This is a genomic window from Microcoleus sp. D2_18a_D3 (genome assembly GCF_036702455.1).
Lineage (GTDB): Bacteria > Cyanobacteriota > Cyanobacteriia > Cyanobacteriales > Microcoleaceae > Microcoleus.
In genome coordinates this window covers 1-19873 of record NZ_JAUBTK010000030.1, presented here as the reverse complement: position 1 = coordinate 19873, position 19873 = coordinate 1, and the positions used below count along the sequence as shown (strand labels likewise).

Below are 19873 nucleotides of genomic sequence, written 5' to 3'. Positions count from 1 at the left end.
GGAGCAATAAGCGAGTGAATCACAAGCTGGCCAAAATTATCGGATTATTTTTCGCAGCCGCCACCCTCTTTGGATTCGTCGGTTACGCGCTGCAAAATCCCAACTTCGCCAGCAGCTCAGCGATGTCGATCGGCTTCCCCAATCTTACCACCCTGACCGCCGGGGCGATCGACAACAAACGATCCCAAATCTATCTCAACGGAACTTGGCAATTTGTCCCCGCAGTTGGCAACCCCCAAAACCCCCCCGTCTCCCCAAATTGGGGTTCCATCCAAGTGCCTGGAGACTGGCAAAAAGAAAACAACGAATCCGTACCCGGAATCATCACTCGCGGCAGCGGCAAAGATTGGGAAAACTTCAACAGTAAACAACTATCAAAAGCTTGGTATCAGAGAAATATAGACATTCCCGGCGACTGGACAAACCGCCGCATATTTATCGACTTAGCCAGAGTCAGCACCGATGCAGTCATATTTATCAACGGCATTAACTGCGGTCAAATCGCATGGCCCTACGGCACTATTGAAATTACCAAAGCAGCAAAACCAGGTCAAAACACCATCTCTATTTTAGTGGTGGCAGTATCCGATGAAAAGGAAAAAGCCGTCATCATGGGCCCCACAGAAATCTACACAGAAAAATCCAAGTTGCACTCGCGGGGAATCATCGGCGAGGTACGGCTTCTGAGCCTTCCCCCCGGCCCGCTAATTAGCGACGTATTCGTCCAAACTTCCACCCGAAAAAAGCAAGTTAAATTAGATGTTGAACTCAAAGACGTTGCCCAAAGCGGTCAAGTAGAAATAATCGCGCAAATGCTCGACGAAAAAGGCAAAGTAGAACAAAAATTTACCGCAACTGCCAACGTTAAAGCTAAACCAATTCAAACCGTACAATTTCAGTGGAATTGGCCAAATCCCCGTCTTTGGGATGTCGGGCAACCAAACCTTTACACCCTGCAATTAGAAGTAAAAGGCAGCGGCATAGACACGCAATACCACCAACCTTTTGGCTTCCGCGAATTTTGGATAGAAGGGCGCAAATTTTTCTTAAACGGAACTGAATTTCGGCTGCGACCAAACTTGCACTCGGATACTTGGCAAGGCGGGACAGTAGAAGTTGCTGATAGCCTAATTGAGGGCTACGTCAAAGCCGGTTTTAACATAACAGAAATGTGGCCTTGGGATCACGACGAACGCGGTAGATGGCACTTCCGAGAGTTATTTTCCGAAAGAGCAGACCTCAAAGGTTTTCCCATTATGGCTCCCGCTTTAGACATTAGTCCTATCGCGTGGAACGGTAAGTGGAAGAACCCCCTGTGGAACAACCGCTGGAAAGACCGAATGGTGACTGAAATGCGCCGCTACCGCAATCATCCATCGGTATTAATGTGGGCGACAAGTCCTAATTTTTTCGGCCACGCTGACGACCAAAATCCGCGCCGCATCGGCAAAAGAAAAGTAGAAGGAACTCTCAGTCAGTCGGAAAACGAGCGTTTGCGGGTCAACACTCCCCTAGGAAATGACGCTATAGCTGCGATTAAATCCGCCGACCCAACCAGACCTGTCATGGTACACCAAGGGGCAAACTTCGGCGATGTTTATGCGCTGAATTCTTATTTAAATATGATTCCCTTGCAAGAACGGGAAGAATGGATTTCTGAGTGGAGCAAAACCGGGGAAATGCCCTACATGGTAGTCGAGTTTGGGACGCCGCTATTCACTACAATGATGCGGAACCGCAAAGGTTTTGGTCAGGTGATTCTCAGCGAACCTTGGATGACTGAGTTTGTGGCAATTTATTTGGGCAAGCAGGCTTACGAGTTGGAAACTGCCGCTTATAAAGCTAAAATTCGCGAGCAATTTGTCAAGGGTCAGGAGTATCAAAGCTGGCATTTAAAAAAAGAGTTGGATTTTGCACCAGCTTTTCAAAAGTTGCAGCAGTTATTCAGTACAAATACTTGGCGGAGTTGGCGGACTTTTGGAATGTCTGGCGGGATGATTCCTTGGAGTGACGGACACGGTTGGGAAGTTTCCGAAGCTGGCAGAAAAAAGGTGGATATTGGGGCTTTTCAACCTGGTCGCCGGGGAGTTTATTTGAAGCAAGTCTCGAATAATCTTTTGAATTATTTGCAGCCCGAAGCTTACACTGTTCATCCTGGGGGCGAGGCAATTATGAATAATAATAGCTCGACTTTGGCTTGGATTGCTGGTGCTAGCCCGGTTTTTACTGCGAAAGATCACAATTTGTTTGTGGGCGGAAAACTGGCAAAGCAAGTAGTGTTAATTAACGATACGCGGGCGGCGCAAGAATTTTCGTTTAAGTGGCGGGTTTTGATGGGGGGGAAAGAAGTAAAAAAAGGCGAGCAAAAAGGGACGATTGAGTCGGCAGGCACGCTGTTTTTCCCAATAGACGTAAATTTGCCAAATACCATTTCTAGCAAGGCTGACGGCGAAATTCGCTTGACTGCGCGAGTGGGCGAGCGATCGCATTCTGATACATTTGCTTTCCGGGTTTTTCCCAAGCAAGCCAAAAGCAAGGATACGCTGACAATCTTCGATCCAGCGGGCAAAACCTCGGCGATGTTAAAACAATTAGGTTATCAGCTTGTACCGTGGAATGGTTCGCAAGTTTCATCGCTATTAATTATCGGTAGGGAAGCGTTTTCAAGTGGGGAAAAATTGCCAGGAAATGTAGAAAATTTTGTCCGAAACGGAGGCAAAGCAATTGTGTTTCCTCAGCGCCGGGAATGGCTGCAAAATACGGGTTTCCGGGTTGCTGTCCACGTCAGCCGCCGCGCTTATCCAGTTGACAGCAACCACCCGGCAATTAGCGGTTTAGACAGTGAAGATTTGCGGGATTGGGTGGGGGAAAGCACGCTGCTTGAAGCTTATCCAGATACCATCCAAACTGGCCCTAATTTGAGTCCGGCAAATAAACCTTGGTACGGCTGGCGTTGGGGAAATCGCGGCGGTGTCAGCAGCGCTTCTATTGAGAAACCGCACCGCAGCGGTTGGCGCCCAATTTTGGAATCTGAGTTTGATTTAGCTTATTCGCCGCTGATGGAATTGGATTACGGAAAAGGGCGGCTGATTTTAAACGAGTTGGATTTGGAAGACCATTATTCTGTAGATGCTGGGGCGGCGCAGTTAGTGCAACAAATTGTGAGTTACGCGATAAATTCTCCCGTACTTGGAAAGCCGGATAAAGTGGTTTTAATTGGGGGAGATGGAGATGCCCAAAAGTTGGAGAGTTTGGGGGTAATTTATCAGCGCGCTAGTTCGCTTTCTAATGATGTTGGTTTGGTCATTGTGGGGAGAGAAGCGAATCTGAAAGATGCAGATTTGCGCGGTTATTTGAATGCTGGCGGGAAGGCGTTTTTCTTGCCGCGTCAAGTACCTGTTGCGGGTTTGGGCGTGGGTTTGCAGCAAGCGCAGGATTTCGGGGGTTCGCTGGCGGTTCCGAGTTGGGATGAGGTGAAGGGGGTTAGCGCTTCAGATTTGCGATCGCGCTCTTTTTATGATACTTGGTTGATTAAGTCTGGGGGAGAAATCGGCGCTGACGGTTTGTTAAGTCGGGTAAAAGTTGGCAAGGGTGTGGCGATTTTCTCTCAGATTGAACCGGACAGTTTGAATGCTGATACTAAGACTTATTTGCGTTTTACTCGCTGGCGGCAAACCAGGGCAAATGCTCAGATTTTGGCTAATTTAGGGGCGAGTTTTAAGGCGGATGGATCTGTGTTTAACGGTTCTAGTCGGGAGTTTTATCACTGGGATTACAGAACGGATTTTGAGTATGGGGACGATCCTTATCGCTATTATCGATGGTAGAAGTTTTAAACCGCAGATTAACGCGGATTAACGCGGATGTTATGGAGGATATTAGAGGTCAAAGTGACGGCGGAAGCGGGGGTCTAGTTTGTCGGTTTTCTTTTGGTTGCAGGTACCGCAGAGGGTTTGCAAGTTGCTGATGTCGTTGCTGCCACCGCGCGCTAGGGGGATGATATGATCGATCGTCAGTTGGGTTTCTAGTTTGGTTTGGCCGCAGCTTTGGCATTGGTATTTATTGCGGGTGAATACATATTTTCTGACTTCTGGGGGAATGGGAATTCTGGGGGTTTTAGACATGATGATTTTTAAGCGCAGATGAACGCGAATGAACGCGGATGTTTGATGGATTAGCTGGGTGAGTTTTCTTGATTGAGAAGTTGGCGGCGCAAATCATCGAGGGGGGATTCTGGTTGGCTAGTTTCTGATTCGTTGTTTTCTGGTGTTTCTTCGACTTCGGGTTTCTCTTGGCAAAATTCTATAGTGACATTGAGTTTGAGTCTAATCTTTCCTTTCTGCCAGCCCTGAGCACCCACTCTGAGAATTTCACAATCTATACCTTCACCAAACCATTTCTCATATAAATATCTTATGTTATGTAATTTACCACCATGAAAATTACCGTCACGACCTACATCAATAATTATTTTCTGTTCGCTTAAGGAATTAGTGAGTGTCTCTCCTAACCCATGTTCAGGAAAAACTCTATTTACTGTTTCCTTGAGTTTTTCTACTTTAAGCATTGCGTTACCAAAAGATAAAGCATCATCATTGCCGCAGTTGTGCAAATCAACTTTATTTTTCATATTCATTGCTAATTTATTTAAACTGTCATCCTAACTATTTTAGAGTAGTATCTCTCTTTTGGCAAGAATCCCGGCGAATAGAATTCGCCGCTATACAAACGATGCCCGCCTTCGCGGACTAAGAATGTCTTCAACCCGCGCAGGCGGGTTTTGTCTGTGTAGCCGCGATTTCCAATCGCCTGGTTTCCAATCGCCGGATTTCCAATCATTCACCATCCACCGAAACACCATCATTTTGTCCAATTACAGGCAACAAATGCTCGTGCAACTTCATCGCCTGCAAACAACTATTAATCCCAGAAACCGCCCGATCGTACTCTTGAATCTTCTGCTCATTCTCAGCTTGCCGCCGCAGATTCCCAGCAATCTTTTCCTCCGCCTCCTGTGCCAAAGTTTGCTCCAAATAATCGCGGGCTTGACTGTATTTCTGCAAAATATCATCAGCTTGCTTTTGGGCCAGCGGCAACAAATGCTCTTTCAGCGTTTGGTTGACAGTTTGGCGGAAAGTTTGCCGAATAGTTCTAGATACTTTCGGCTCAAAATCCAGCCGCAATAATTGCCGGATTGCAGGTTGGGCGTCCACCATGTTTTCGCAGTCGAAACCTTGAGAAGTTTGCTGCAATGTTTCCCGGAATTGATAAATCGAAAATGTGCCTTCGTCGTAAAAACGGGGACTTTCTCGCACGTAGCGATCGCACTCAACCCCAGCCGCATTTACCAAAGCATCAGAAACCCGCTTTGATAACTCCTCTAACTGCTGTTCAATTCCCCCGTCGTTCCCCAACAACCGATAAAGTAATCGATAGTATTCAGACTTGCGAACGCTATCTTTCAAATACTGGAAATAATTATCAACCAGTGACTTAGTAGCCTCTACTAAAATATCTTCCAACTGATTCGCTAAATAGTAAAGTGCTTCAACTAAAACAGCAATTAAAGGTGCTGTCGCATTGCGGGGATGATTCCGCAAAGTGCGTCCGTAAGCCGCCTCAACAGAAAATCCATCTAACAATTCATCCAAGCGCCGAATCATCCGAGATTGCAATTGCCGAAAGTCTATATCGAAAATATCGCATCTGTTCATAATCATGTCATTGACTTCTTCGGCGATATGTTCCCGAAATTCCTCCCCAACTTGCTGCAATTCTTGATTTAGCCGCAAAAGTTCCTGTGCTTTCATTGCCTCAATTTCGCGGGGCTGGCTGTCCAAATTCCGCTGAATAGTTTGGTAATGTTTCCGCAGTTGAATGCACAAGTCTTCTAAATCGTCAGCGAGATTTTTGAACAGTTGCGGGCGTTTTTCTTCCGTGAGATAACGGGTGATGGCTGTGCGAAAATCTTCGATACCGCTATCTTGAATTAATTGAGCAATTAATGGTTGACCTTGTTCTGCCAGAATCCGCACGTAGTTTTCATTGGGTGTTTCGTAGCTGTTAACTGAAATGCGAAATTTGCTCGGAGATAGCTTGCCAGAATTCGCACAGTATCGGTTAAACTCGCTGACAAATTGCGGTGTTTCTTCACTATTACCGAGCAATTCAGAATCTAATTTATCATCTCCAGAAACTCGCCCTTGGCTGGTGGCAAAGATTGTATTTAAACCAAAGCGATCGCGCCCTGTGGTTCCTCGAATCAAACTCCCGTAAAATCCCAACAATCCGCTAGTTTTGTAAACTCTCGCAGTATCCCGAAAGTCGGAATTAATCAGATTTTCTAAGCGCTGTCGCAGTTGCGTGTTGTACCAAGTTTCGTCGATGCGGTTGAAAATGTAAAACAGTCGATCGCGAATTCCCGGATTTCCCCGTGTTTTTTCCATCAACTCGGTTTCTTCCGTCGTCATTTCCCCTGACGAAGCCGCTTTCAAAACGCAGACAACCGCCGAAGTATCGGGGCTTTCAATCTTATCATAAGTCAATTCTGCATCCCGCTGTACTGGCGCATCAATTCCCGGCGTATCGATAATAATATTGCCATCTTGTAGCAGCGGATGATAACAGTAATATTCAACTCGCTTGAGTACAGCACTGTTACTACCGCGACGGGCATAACTAGCAGCTTCCTTGAGATTGGAAAAGTTAAACTGTTCCATCGAATAGGTAGCGTTTTCGAGAGTTTGGATGCGATCGCGATTTGCCTCAAAACCTTCTAACAGCAGCATCAAAGCCTTAGCTTTTTTGGCTAGTTCCGATTTATTTTCGCCGCCTTCCGTTTCAATAATTATGTTACATCCCTGAGACAGCAGCGACACTACATCTCTTTGATTAATATTAAGTTCAGTAGCTAAACCTAACTGATGGCAAAGCACAGAAGCTTGCTGGCTAATCTCAAACTCGCTCAAAAAAGTGAGAACTACGCGCTCTTTTTCCGGCTCAGCAAAGGCGATATAACATTCCGTCCCTGTCGCGTGTCCTTCTGCACTGTAGAGCAATTCCCGCTCCAGCAAAGCATTAATTAACATAGATTTTCCTGCACTGAAAGCGCCAGCAAACACAATTTCAAACTCAGGAGAAATTGCCTTTTTCAGAGAAGCTTGTACCGCCGTGATATCTTGTTGTCGCAAAGACGATTCCTGACGCAGCAGTTGCACTAAAGAATCAACTTGCTCTTGCAGACTGGTGCATTGAGGGGGCATTTGAGTCATGGCGGCAGACTGCTCCTGATTGTGGGAAAATTACCTTATTGTTAATTCTCTGCTAGTTCAGGAATAATCACAACAGTAATTTTACTTATGCGATTCAGGATTGCTGAAAGTGCGATCCTCTTCGAGGGCTCCGCTAACGGCTATTCTGCGGGTACATCTTGTGTTTGCAGCCAAGCTGTTAAATCTGATATGTCGTTAAAATTTAACAAGGCATCTGCTAGATTTTCCAATTGGTCGATCGACAATTGTTGAATTTGACTGTCAACTTCGGCATCTACAGCACCTATACGGCGTTCCAATAAACGAATAATTAGTGCTAATTGTCCTGCTTTGATTCCTTCTTGTCTTCCTTGTTCTCTTCCTTGTTTGACTGCTTTAGATATTGCCCCACGCCGATCTTGGATATAAATTTCCTCGTTTTCCAATTCTGCTAGCTCCTCGCGACTCAGAGCACTTCGATTGGCTATTGTAAATGCTTTCTGAATTTCCGGCACGCTTTCCATTGTTTCGGGGACTATTTCTAAATTGCTAGCCGTTTTTAAGAAATAAATCCACTTATCGGTCAAAGTTTCTAACTCATTCAGCTCTCTTTTGAATTTGGGCAATTCAACAAACACTAATTCAATATCGTGAACCGGATAATCAACCAAAAAGTCTTTTTCCTTAAGGACAAACCGGGAAATTACTTTGGTAAAATCCTCAAACATCTCAAAATCAGTGATAGTCAAGGCAATTACTGGATTCAGCAGCACATATTTATCTGCTGTTTCTAATTGCGTAGAATAAGCTTTAGCTGCATTGTACAAAATCCGCTTTTCAAATGCCTCTACGTTCAAAACCTGCATCTCGATAATTACTGTTGTGTCATCATCTAACTGAGCTTTAATATCTAAGTAAGTCTCCTTAAGACCTCGAATTCTCGGTGCTGCATAAGGAGGGAAGATTTTTAAACTTTGGATGGTGGGCTGACCGTCATACAGCAAAGCATTCAAAAAACTAATTAGAATGTCTTTGCTATTTTCAGAACCAAAAATTTTTTTGAAGGCAAAATCTGTTTTAGGATTGATGAATGTCATCATATAGGTAATGGGTAATGGGTAATTGGTAATTGGTAATTAACTGGTTACCAGGCAGAGCCTAATAACGAGTTAATTGGCAATTAACCATTGACATCAACTCTATTATACAGACAAATCCTGGCGTGGTTTAAAAGTCTCAACCTCTCGCAACTTCTGGTACAATTCTCTTTCTTCGTCACTAATTTCTTTGGGAATTAACACCTGAATTTCTACCAATTGATCGCCCCGATCGCCATTTCCTGTCGGATAGCCCTTATTAGCCAGCCGCAACCGCTTTCCAGACGTTACTCCCGGTGGCAATTTCATCTTTACCAAGCCGTCCAGCGTCGGTACTTCAATATCTCCGCCTAACACCGCTTCGCTGGGAGTCAGTGGCAATTCGCAGCAAACATCCGACATTTCCAATCGAAAAAATGAATGGGGAGAAACCGTGATTTTCAAATATAAATCTCCCCCGCCAATACCTTGATTTCGCAAGCGAATCCGCTGGCCTGATACCATAGCAGGAGGCAGATTCACCTCGATCGCTCGCCCATCTTCCAAACGAATTCGCTCGGTACCACCCGAATAAGCCCTTTCCAAAGGCAGAGTTAGCCTCGCCTCAATATCTCTTCTGGGTTCGCGATCGACTGTTTCTCTCATTTCCCGTCGCATTTCGCGATCGGCTATATCCCTTCTGATTTCGCGATCGACTATCTCCCGTCGCATTTCCCGATCGACTGTTTCTCGTCGCATCTCGCGATCGTCTGTTTCTCGTCGCATTTCGCGATCGTCTGTTTCTCGTCGCATTTCGCGATCGTCCAAATCCCTTCTAGGTGGGCGAGAATTAGCAACATAACTCGTTTTCTTAGAAGCCGTACTCCACGGTTCAGAGGAGGCTACTCCCGCTGCATCATTCGCTGTCGCCATCCTCACTTCCCGCCGCCTTCCGAGCACTTGGTCGAGAAATTTATTAAAATCCGAGTAATCACTAAAATCGACATCTTCGGCCGGTTTTTTGCGGGTAGTTTTACTGTTTCCCCAAGTTTTAAAATTGGGAAGTCGCACCCCTTGCTTTCCTTGAAATCCTTTTTGTTTCCAGAATTTACTAAACTGATCGTATTGAGCGCGCTTGTCTAGATCGGAAAGAATATCATAAGCTTCATTAATATCCTTAAACCTATCTTCAGCAGATTTGTCCCCCGGATTTACATCAGGGTGCAACTGTCTGGCTAGCCGTCGATAGGCTTTCTTAATCTCATCAGCCGTGGCATCTTTGGGCACTCCCAAAATTAGATAGTAATTGCGAAAATTCTGCATAGTTGGAGAAGGAAGAAGGAAGAAGGAAGAAGGAAGGAGGAAGAAGGAAGAAGGAAGGAGGAAGAAGGAAGAAGGAAGGAGGAAGAAGGAAGAAGGATGAGGGATGAGGGAAGAAGGAAGGAGGAAGAAGGAAGAAGGATGAGGGATGAGGGATAAAGGAAGAAGGAAGAAGGATGAGGGATGAGGGATAAAGGAAGAAGGAAGAAGGATGAGGGATGATGTTTTATCCTTCTAGTTTGTTGATTGTACTGACAATTAATCGTGTGAGTTCATCTGCTTCTTTGATAACTGGTGAGATTTTTTCGGGCGCTGCTAACCCTACTCTTTCAGAAATCACTAGATGAGTATCCAGTTCTCTGAGCGAACCGAGAGCTATTCGCAAATATCGAATATACTCTTGTCTAGTAACACGCCCATATCCCTCCGCAATGTTAGCTGGTACTGATACAGATGCACGGCGAATTTGACTGGTAATACCATAAAGTTCAGACGAATGAAAAGATTTAGTTAATTCGTAGCAAACTTGACAAAGATAAATACCCCGCTGCCAGATGTATTGTTCTCTATGGGTCATACAACATAATTTTCTCCTTACTTATCATAGTAATCTTTATCTAATTCAAAGAAGTCTAGTGTAGGAGAGAAGAAAGAAAAAAGCCCAGAAGAATTAGGAAAAGAGCCGTCACACATTCTCTGCTGAAAATCCGCTATTTTCCTTCTTCCTTCTTCCCTCTTCCTTCTTCCTTCTTCCTTCAATTAGAGCCAATCGTCGTCATCATCCCAATCGTCGCTTTGATTTTGATAAGGGCGAGTGGGGCGATTAGCACTGCTTCTACGATCGCCCATACGATCGCCCATGCGATCGCCCATACGATCGCCCATTCGATCGCCCATTCGATCGCCCATGCGATCGCCGGCGCGATCATAGGGGCGATCGGGAATTGGATCGACAGTCGATCGCCTGTACGGCTTAGGATTGGTATAATAGCTGCTGTCATCGCTGCGCCGCTTGCTACTGTCACCCGTAAAAGTCCGCTTCACAGACTCAAAGAAATCGTCATCATCGTCATCCATCGCAAACGCTGAAACTTCCCGGCTCAAATCGTAAAGAGCATCCTGCAAATCCGAACCAACTTGGTCAACTCCTCGTTCATCATTGCGTTCCAAACTGTCTCGCAATTCCCGAATTAAAGTTTCAATTCGCTGGCGACTTCTTTGAGCAAACTGCATTCCGCGATCGAGCGCAACTTCCCGCAACTGCCGCTCGGCTTGATAAGCTAAAGCTTCAGCGCGATTGCGTTTTTCCACCTTTTCCCGCTGCAACTTATCAGCTTGAGCAAACTGTTCCGCATCGCGAATCATTTGATTCACTTCCTGCTGAGTCAGCGTCGAAGCACCTTGCACAGTAATGCTTTGTTCCCTGCCGGTAGTTTTGTCCAAAGCAGTCACCAACAGCATCCCGTTAGCGTCAATATCAAAAGCTACTTGCACCTGCGGAATCCCTCGCGGCGCCGGCGGAATTCCCGTTAGTTTAAACCGTCCCAAAGACTTATTATCTCTGCCTAATTCCCGTTCCCCTTGGATCACGTGAATTTCTACCACAGTTTGGTTATTTTCAGCAGTCGAAAAAATGTCCGATCGCCTGACGGGAATAGTAGTATTGCGAGGAATCAATTTTTTCATCACCCCGCCGATAGTTTCCAAACCCAGCGACAGCGGCGTCACATCCAACAGCAGCACATCGCGGACATCCCCACCCAAAATACCCGCTTGAATTGCCGCACCCACCGCCACAACTTCATCGGGATTCACATTTTGATTCGGCTCCCGATCGATCAAACTGCGAACAACTTCCTGCACCAAAGGAATGCGAGTCGAACCGCCGACCAACACAACTTCATCAATGCGAGAAGGACTCAAACTTGCATCAGCCAAAGCTTGTTTGACTGGCCGCCGCAACCGCTGCACCAAATCTGTGCACAGCCCCTCAAATTGACCGCGAGTCAGCCGCGTTTCCAGATGCAAAGGCCCATCTTCGTTCGCATCGATAAACGGCAAATTAATCTCCGTGACACCGACTCCCGACAGCTCAATCTTGGCTTTTTCGGCTGCTTCGATCAAGCGCTGCAAAGCTTGGCGGTTGCGACGCAAATCAATTCCTTCTTTTTCTAAGAATTGATCTGCCAACCAGTCAACAATTTTAGAGTCAAAATCATTGCCACCTAATTGAGTGTCGCCGCTAGTTGCTTTAACTTCAAATACTCCGTCTCCTACGTCTAAAATCGACACATCAAAAGTACCGCCGCCCAAATCAAACACTAAAATAGTTTGACTTTCTCGCCTCTCCAAACCGTAAGCCAAAGAAGCCGCTGTCGGCTCATTTAAAATCCGTTTGACCTCAAGTCCGGCAATTCGTCCCGCATCGCGCGTCGCCTGTCGCTGCGAGTCATTGAAATAAGCGGGAACAGTAATTACAGCCCCCGTTACCTCTTGTCCCAGATAGCGGCTGGCTTCATCGGCCAGTTTCCGCAACACCATCGCCGAAATTTCCTCTGGGGCAAAATCTTTTTTCAGGCGGGGACACTTGATTTTGATGTTCCCGTTTTCGTCGCGGCGAGTTGTGTAAGGGACGCGCTTTGATTCTGGAGTCAGTTCGGTATATTTGCGTCCGATGTACCGCTTGACGGCGTAAAAGGTGTTTTGCGGGTTGAGAACAGTCTGGCGTCTGGCCATCTGTCCCACAAGGCGTTCTCCTTCCTTTGTGAAAGCGACTACTGAGGGAGTTGTCCGCATCCCTTCTGCATTGGCAATCACAACCGGTTTGCCGCCTTCCATGACGGCTACTACTGAGTTTGTTGTTCCGAGGTCAATGCCAACTACTTTACCCATGCGTCAGTTGTCTCCTGTGGCGTTGTGTGTAACTTTTTCAATATAAGCGTTAAGTATGATTGCACTTATTGTACCGCGTCGAGAAGCGGGGGCTGCAGGGGGATTGCCTCACTTGGGGCTAGCGGCTGGGTTTGGTTGGGTACGATCGCCCTTTTTTCCCTACGGTTTGGCGCAGCAACCGAGGAGTAAATTGATTAGAATGGAGAGCAAAAGTTATACCGATCGTCAACATAGAGGTAGCCTGAATGACCGGAGAAGATTTAATGCTAGTTTATGAGGAGAAGTGGATGCCAATCATGTATTCCACTGAGCCGATCGATCGCGAAAAAGCGGCAGAAGCAGTTAAAGAAGCTTACCGCATAATTGAAGAAAAAAAACCGGAAATTATTTTTTGCAATAGCCTCTACGAAGGTGCCCATCTTGTTATTAGTGGGGACCAATCAATTAATCAGCTCTCCGAAGAATTCGGAGTCAACCTTTATCAGCAATTTTGCGAACAACGGCACAATTATGTGGACTGCCTCGTCCCAAAACAGATTTCATTGCAGTTATTTGCCCAGCTTTTGAGGAAATTAGGTAGTAATAGTAGTAATATTCCCTATGATATTTTTAGTAACGTAGAAAAAATATTGGCTCCAATTAATTATTATTTAGACAGTGAATATAAACACAAATATATCGACCCTATAAAAATGGCAAGATATATGGCAGTTTGTGACTTCTTTTTTGCCGAATTAAAGTGCAATAATCCTAATAGTATAAACTGGCAAAAACTGCTATTTTTTACAACCCACTGCGGCTGGATTTTTCCATATAAAAAAGTTTGCATTGTTTGCGATCGCCCCCGCATCCTCTCCTTCGACAGCCAACACCGCCTCCACGCCGAAGGATCGCCCGCCATTCAATTTGCTGACGGATACAGCCTCTATTCCTATCACGGCGTCACCTTACCCGAAAAATACGGAAAAATCTACCCCAACGAGTGGCAACCCAAATGGCTGTTATCAGAAGAAAACGCCGAACTCAAGCGAGTGCTAATTCAAGGAATTGGTTACGATCGCATAGCCCGCGAATTAGCAGCCGTTGAATTAGATACTTGGCAAGAATACACTTTATTAAAAATTGATACAAACGTTGACGTAGAGCCGATTTATCTGTTAAAGATGACTTGTCCCAGCACCGAATTTATTCACGCTTTACGAGTGCCACCCGATATCAACTCAGCCAGAGAAGCAATTAAATGGGTGAATTGGGGAGTCGATTACGAAGAATTTTCAGTACAAACTTAAGGAGGCAAGAGTTATGCAAAGTATTAAAGTACGATCGCGGGTTGGTTCCGACGGGATGTTGCATTTGCAAATCCCCGGTGGTATCAAAGATACAGATTTGGAAGTTATTGTAATTTTCCAGCCTATAGCAACTGCAACTGAGGCTAAAACACCGGAAGATTTAGGCTGGCCGCCCGGTTTTTTTGAGACAGTAATAGGAAGCTGGGAGGGAGAACCGCTTGTTCGTCCTGAGCAGTTGGAATATGAAATCCGGGAAGAATTGCTGTGATTTATCTTTTAGACACCAATACTTGCATCCGTTTGTTAAATCCCGACCGCAACTCATCGGTATCTCGCCGACTAGCAATGATGCGGTCAGGTGATGTAGCAATATGCTCTGTAGTTAAAGCAGAACTTTACTGGGGTGCTTTTAAAAGTTCTCGTCAAGATAGCAATCTAGCTAGACTAGAACGTTTTTTCAATGAGTTTGTAAGCTTGCCCTTTGATGACCAGTCTGCCCTAATTTACGGTCAAATTCGCGCTCAATTAGCTGCATCTGGAACACCCATTGGCCCTAATGACCTTTTGATTGCCTCTATTGCTCTTGCCAACAACCTAATTCTTGTAACTCACAATACCCGCGAGTTCAGCCGTGTTGAGGGTTTGCGTCTGGAAGATTGGGAGATAGAGGCATGAGTTAGATGTATCGAGTTCGCCTACAATCACAATCTCGCTCCAACAATGCCTGCAATCAAAATAAAATTATGAAATTCACCCTTGATGTCGAAAACAATCCCGCAGGCTGGCCGGATCACACTCAATTACCAGAATCCGACGGCACTTTTGTGAAAAACTTTCAAGAACATCCCCAAAGCATTCTGTTAACAGATTCAATTACTCCCGTTTTGCAAAGAATCCACGCTGACGGGAACTATTGCATCGGTCAAGACAGCGGCATTTATTGGCGATTAACTGAGCCGCTAGAACGGGGTGCGGAAGCACCGGACTGGTTTTATGTGCCTAATGTCCCGCCAACAATTGACGGTCAATTGCGCCGTTCTTATGTGATGTGGCAAGAATTCGTAGCACCGTTAATTGTGTTAGAATTTGTATCGGGTAATGGGGCAGAAGAACGGGACAGAACGCCTTTATTGCGATCGGGTGAACAGGAAACTAAGCCGGGTAAATTCTGGATTTATGAAAATGTCATCCATCCGGCCTTTTACGGAATTTATGAAGTAACCAAGGCTAGCGTTGAAGTCTATCACCTCATCGAAAATAGGTATCAATTGGTCGCTGCAAATGAGCGCGGTCATTATCCGATCGCACAGTTAGGAGTGGAATTGGGAATTTGGCAAGGTATATATCAAAATGTGGAATTACCTTGGTTGCGCTGGTGGGATAGTGCAGGGAATCTGTTGTTATCTGGATCTGAAAGAGCAGAACAAGAGCGGCAAAGAGCCGATCGCGCCGAAGACCAATTAGAGCAACTGCGCGCTCAGTTGCGATCGGCCGGAATTGAACCGCAATTGTGAGCAGGTTTGTAGTGAGGACTTTAGTCCTCATCTATAAGTTTTTAAGGACTAAAGTCCTTACTACAAACTTTTTTATTTACAACTAATATAACAGAGGACACCTAGTGCCGCGCATTTTTGACAACATTGAACTGCAACTGCTACCAGCATTGCGAGACACCATTAAACTCTCCTATCGGGCAGATTTTTGCGTTGGCTATTTCAATCTTCGGGGATGGCGGAGAATTGGCGATTTAATCGAAGCTTATGTGGGAAATCAAGGAGCCTGCTGCCGCCTTTTGGTGGGAATGCAAAGTTTGCCAGCCGATGAATTGAATGCTAGTTTTAGCCTGATTTCCCATCACAGCGGGATTGACAATAATGCCATTATTCGGCTCAAAAAACGGATGGCTGAGGAATTTCGCCAGCAGTTGACGATAGGGGCTCCCAGTGATATTGATGAGCAGGGATTACGCAGGTTGAGCTATCAGATTAAAACTGGAAAAGTTGTTGTTAAATTATTTCTAGCTTATCACCTACACGCTAAGCTTTATCTCGTTCACCGTCACGATCCCAACACTCCGATCGTCGGTTTTTTGGGCAGCAGCAATCTGACTTTATCGGGACTATCGAAACAAGGGGAATTGAATATTGATATCTTAGATTCAGATGCTTGTAATAAGTTGCAAAAATGGTTTGACGATCGCTGGGAAGAATATGGCTGTGTTGATATTTCTAAAGAACTCGCAGAAATTATCGATCGCAGTTGGGCGAGATCCGAACTAATTCCACCTTATCACATCTATCTCAACATTGTCTATCATTTGTCCCGCGAGGCGATCGCAGGTATTGCTGAGTTTCAGATTCCCCGCGATTTTAAGGGTTTATTTAAATTTCAAGAAGAAGCTGTTAAGCTAGCCGCCCGCCACATTACCAAACGGGGAGGCGTGATTATTGGCGACGTTGTAGGTTTGGGCAAAACTTTAGTCGGAACTGCGATCGCCAAAATTTTACAAGAAGACTGTTTCTTGGAAACCCTGATTATTTGTCCCAAAAACTTAGTCAAAATGTGGCAAGAGTATGCAGACAAATATCGCCTGCTTGCGAAAGTCTTATCCATCAGTCTGGTACAGCAAGAATTGCCAGAATTGCGCCGCTATCGAGTTGTGTTAATTGATGAAAGTCACAACCTCAGAAACCGCGAAGGCAAGCGATATCGAGCGATTCAAGAATATATTGCCATCAATGAAAGTAAATGTATTTTGCTTTCAGCAACTCCCTACAACAAAACCTATTTAGATTTATCTTCTCAGTTGCGGCTGTTTATTCCTGAAGACCAAAATTTAGGACTGCGGCCCGAAGCTTTGCTCAATCAATTGGGCGGAGGCAGTCAAGGAGAGTTAGAATTTATTAAGCGGCATCAATGTTCCGTGCGCTCTTTGGCTGCTTTTGAAAAAAGCGAACATCCTGATGATTGGCGAGATTTGATGAAGCACTACATGGTGAGGCGCACTCGCTCGTTTATCAAAGAAAATTATGCGGAAACTGACGCAGAGAAGAAGCGCAAATATCTAGAATTTGTAGATCGCACGCGATCCTATTTTCCCGATCGCCTTCCAAAAACCATTAAGTTTTCCTCGGAAAGTTCCGCAACTAACTCCCAGCTTGACTTTGAGGAAATTGTCGAAGTCATCAATGCACTAAATCTGCCGCGTTACGGGCTGGGAAATTACATCGCCAAAAAACCCAGACAACAGCCGACTGAAGCAGAACAGCGCCAGTTAAATGCCCTATTTCGTGGGGGTCGCCGATTAATGGGATTTTCGCGGACAAACTTGTTTAAACGCCTAGAAAGCAGTGGCAGTGCCTTTATTCAGTCGATCGAGCGCCACATCCTGCGGAATTTTATCTATTTATATGCGATCGACCAAAACTCCGATATCCCGATCGGCACTCAGGATGCAGACTTGTTGGATACCCGCAACAGCGATGAAGATGCTGATTCAGTGGTGGTTAGCAGTTTTGAAAGCGAAGAAATCGAAGATGATGCGGGCGAAGTTTTAGATATCGAAGCCCAATTGCTGTCAAGCGAAAAGAGTTTTAAACAGCGGGCAGAAGTAGTTTATCAAGAATATAAAACGCGCTATAAACGCAGGTTTAAATGGCTAAAATCAGACTTTTTTGATACCAAGAAGTTAAAACGGGATTTGCTAGCAGATGCCCGCTGTTTAATGGAAGTATTGCAAACTTGCAGTGCATGGCATCCTCAAACAGATGAAAAGTTAGCTGCTTTGGTGAAATTGCTCACAGAAACTCACCCCCATCAGAAAATCTTAATTTTTACTCAGTTTGCCGATACAGTCCGCTATCTAACGGATAATTTAACTGCCTTAAATATTGCCGGTGTTGCATCGGTGACAGGTAAATCAAAAGACCCCACAGAAGTCACATTCCGGTTTAGTCCGACTAGCAACGGCAAGCGCGAAAAAATCTCACCAGAACAAGAATTGCGAATCTTAATTACCACCGATATTCTGAGTGAAGGTCACAACTTGCAAGACAGTGCGATTATCGTTAATTATGACTTACCTTGGGCAATTATTCGGTTGATTCAGCGGGCGGGAAGGGTGGACAGAATCGGTCAACAAGCCGATCGCATTTTGTGCTATTCGTTTTTGCCAGACGAAGGAGTCGATCGCATTATCAACCTGCGCGAAAGACTGCGCCGGCGCTTGCAAGAAAATGCCGAGGTTGTCGGAACTGATGAGACATTTTTTGAGGACGATGCACCTCAAGTCATTCTCGATATTTACAATTAAAAATCAGGGATTTTAGATGGCGAAGAAGATGCCGAGGTTGACTTAATATCCGAAGCTTTTCAAATTTGGAAAAATGCCACTGACAACAACCCAATTTTGAAAAAAACCATTGAGTCAATGCCAAATGTAGTTTATTCAACTCGCAATCATACTCCCGCACCGTTGCAACCAGAAGGAGTTTTATTGTACATGAAAACCGCCGAGGGAAATGATTCGTTAATTTGGGTCGATCGCGATGGCAATAGCGTTAGTCAATCGCAAGTCGGCATCTTAAAAATGGCAGCTTGTGACGAATCGACACCAGCAATTCCCAGAGACAAACAGCATCACGAATTAGTCACAAAAGGTGCAGAGTTGATAGCAGAAGAAGAGTTAACTGCGGGCGGACAATTGGGCCGACCTTCCGGGGCCCGGTTCCGAACATACGAACGTTTGAAGAGTTACTTTAAGGAAATGAATGGTACAATATTTGCATCCGATGATTTGTCAAAAGCCATTGATGAAATTTATCGCTATCCCCTGCGCCAGTCGGCAATTGACACGTTGAATCGGCAGTTAAAAAGCGGTATTGGCGATCGACAATTAGCCGAATTAGTCGTGGGTTTGCGGATGGATGACCGTTTGTGTATAGTTAGTGAAGATGGAGACAAACGGGAACCAATGATTATTTGTTCTTTAGGCTTGTTTCAGGAGAAATAAGATATACAATGACTAATATAAATTTCATGGGTCATTGCACATATCCCGATCCCCCTAAATCCCCCTTAATAAGGGGGACTTTGAGAATATTTCTTGTCCCCCCCTTATTAAGGGGGGTTAGGGGGGATCGAGATTTCGCCTAAAACTAAATAGAGTCAAGATTTAACGTTAAGTTGTCACACGCACCCAAGAAACCGGGTTTTTTCCGAGATTAAAGGCTATCAACCAGTATTTTTGTAAAAACCCGGTTTCTGATTTATCGACTGCGCCCAAGAAACCGGGTTTTTATCGAATTAAAGACTATAAATCAGTATTCTCGCAAAAACCCGGTTTCTGATTTATCGACTGCGGCCGTTAGGATGTATAATGAAAAATAGCTTTATTTTAAGAGTAAAGATGTATGACGCTATCAATTGAGCCTCAATCCAAGCTTTCTCTGGCAGCATTCTTAAATTTACCAGAAACAGAACCGGCGAGTGAATACATCGACGGTTCTGTTTATCAGAAACCGATGCCTCAAGGAAAACATAGTCTGATTCAAACAGAGTTTGCCTCTACGATTAATCAGCAGGGTAAACCCAGAAAACTCGCTTTAGCTTTGACTGAGTTACGCTGCACATTTGGGGGACGTTCTTTAGTGCCAGATATTGCAGTTTTTGAATGGTCTCGCATCCCTGTTGATGAGAATGGAGAAATTGCTAATCGATTTGAAAGTCATCCCGATTGGGTGATTGAAATTCTTTCACCAGAACAGTCTCCCAATCGTGTAATTAACAAGATTATTTTTTCGATCCAGCACCAAACCAAATTAGGTTGGTTCATCGATCCTCAAGATCGCTCTATCATGGTATTTCAACCGAATCAGTTACCAGAGGTCAAGTATGACAGCGATATGTTACCGATTCTCAATGTATTGAGCGATTGGCAAGTGCGAGTTGCAGATATTTTTAGTTTTTTAGGTTCTTCCTTACTTGGTATGCTAAATCAATAGCTAAATCAGTCAAAAAAATTGAAAAAATATGTCAAAATATCAAT

16 protein-coding genes are annotated in these 19873 nt (G+C 44.9%); 9 read left to right on the top strand and 7 right to left on the bottom strand.

Annotated features, from left to right (window positions below):
- Positions 1-14: 14 nt before the first annotated feature.
- On the top strand, positions 15-3827 hold the full coding sequence (locus QUB06_RS15845) for a glycoside hydrolase family 2 TIM barrel-domain containing protein (RefSeq protein WP_333436072.1): 3813 nt from the start codon (positions 15-17) through the stop codon (positions 3825-3827).
- 51 nt (positions 3828-3878) lie between these two features.
- Here the strand turns inward: QUB06_RS15845 and QUB06_RS15840 are convergent, their stop codons facing one another.
- The 7 genes from QUB06_RS15840 to dnaK form a co-directional block, all read right to left on the bottom strand.
- The gene (locus QUB06_RS15840; RefSeq protein ID WP_015179287.1) at positions 3879-4124 is read right to left on the bottom strand and encodes an HNH endonuclease; all 246 of its coding nucleotides are present in this window, start codon (positions 4122-4124) and stop codon (positions 3879-3881) included.
- Between the two features lie 50 nt (positions 4125-4174).
- The gene (locus QUB06_RS15835) at positions 4175-4630 is read right to left on the bottom strand and encodes a KGK domain-containing protein (RefSeq protein WP_333249407.1); all 456 of its coding nucleotides are present in this window, start codon (positions 4628-4630) and stop codon (positions 4175-4177) included.
- Positions 4631-4835: 205 nt separating this feature from the next.
- Positions 4836-7271, bottom strand: a complete 2436-nt coding sequence (locus QUB06_RS15830; RefSeq protein WP_333436071.1) for a dynamin family protein — start codon at positions 7269-7271, stop codon at positions 4836-4838.
- Positions 7272-7411: 140 nt separating this feature from the next.
- Positions 7412-8347 (bottom strand): Rpn family recombination-promoting nuclease/putative transposase, encoded by a 936-nt coding sequence (locus tag QUB06_RS15825; RefSeq protein WP_333436101.1) that lies wholly within the window; start codon positions 8345-8347, stop codon positions 7412-7414.
- 105 nt (positions 8348-8452) lie between these two features.
- A complete protein-coding gene (locus tag QUB06_RS15820; RefSeq protein WP_333436070.1) occupies positions 8453-9649 on the bottom strand; it encodes a J domain-containing protein in 1197 nt (398 codons plus the stop codon).
- Positions 9650-9872: 223 nt separating this feature from the next.
- Positions 9873-10223: a four helix bundle protein gene (locus QUB06_RS15815; protein WP_333436069.1), complete on the bottom strand. Its 351-nt coding sequence runs from the start codon at positions 10221-10223 to the stop codon at positions 9873-9875.
- 182 nt (positions 10224-10405) lie between these two features.
- Positions 10406-12538: a molecular chaperone DnaK gene (gene dnaK / locus QUB06_RS15810; protein ID WP_333436068.1), complete on the bottom strand. Its 2133-nt coding sequence runs from the start codon at positions 12536-12538 to the stop codon at positions 10406-10408.
- A 55-nt stretch (positions 12539-12593) separates the two neighbouring features.
- Here dnaK and QUB06_RS15805 point away from each other — a divergent pair, with 55 nt between their 5' ends.
- The 8 genes from QUB06_RS15805 to QUB06_RS15770 all read left to right on the top strand — a co-directional run bounded on the left by QUB06_RS15805 (position 12594) and on the right by QUB06_RS15770 (position 19829).
- Complete coding sequence (locus QUB06_RS15805) at positions 12594-12815, top strand: hypothetical protein (RefSeq protein WP_333436067.1); 222 nt, start codon at positions 12594-12596, stop codon at positions 12813-12815.
- Positions 12784-13827, top strand: coding sequence for a DUF6745 domain-containing protein (locus QUB06_RS15800; protein ID WP_333436066.1), 1044 nt, complete (start codon positions 12784-12786; stop codon positions 13825-13827). Before QUB06_RS15805 ends, QUB06_RS15800 begins: the two co-directional genes overlap by 32 nt.
- A gap of 13 nt (positions 13828-13840) precedes the next feature.
- On the top strand, positions 13841-14095 hold the full coding sequence (locus QUB06_RS15795; RefSeq protein ID WP_333436065.1) for a hypothetical protein: 255 nt from the start codon (positions 13841-13843) through the stop codon (positions 14093-14095).
- Positions 14092-14502: a type II toxin-antitoxin system tRNA(fMet)-specific endonuclease VapC gene (gene vapC, locus QUB06_RS15790; protein WP_333436064.1), complete on the top strand. Its 411-nt coding sequence runs from the start codon at positions 14092-14094 to the stop codon at positions 14500-14502. The genes QUB06_RS15795 and vapC overlap by 4 nt, the downstream gene beginning before the upstream one ends.
- 68 nt (positions 14503-14570) lie before the next feature.
- Positions 14571-15341 carry a Uma2 family endonuclease gene (locus QUB06_RS15785; protein WP_333436063.1) on the top strand — a complete coding sequence of 257 codons (771 nt, stop codon included), beginning with the start codon at positions 14571-14573 and terminating at the stop codon, positions 15339-15341.
- A 104-nt stretch (positions 15342-15445) separates the two neighbouring features.
- A complete protein-coding gene (locus QUB06_RS15780) occupies positions 15446-18139 on the top strand; it encodes a helicase-related protein (protein WP_333436062.1) in 2694 nt (897 codons plus the stop codon).
- 117 nt (positions 18140-18256) lie between these two features.
- On the top strand, positions 18257-18838 hold the full coding sequence (locus QUB06_RS15775; protein WP_333436061.1) for a hypothetical protein: 582 nt from the start codon (positions 18257-18259) through the stop codon (positions 18836-18838).
- Between the two features lie 400 nt (positions 18839-19238).
- Complete coding sequence (locus QUB06_RS15770; protein ID WP_333436060.1) at positions 19239-19829, top strand: Uma2 family endonuclease; 591 nt, start codon at positions 19239-19241, stop codon at positions 19827-19829.
- The last annotated feature ends 44 nt before the right edge of the window (positions 19830-19873 follow it).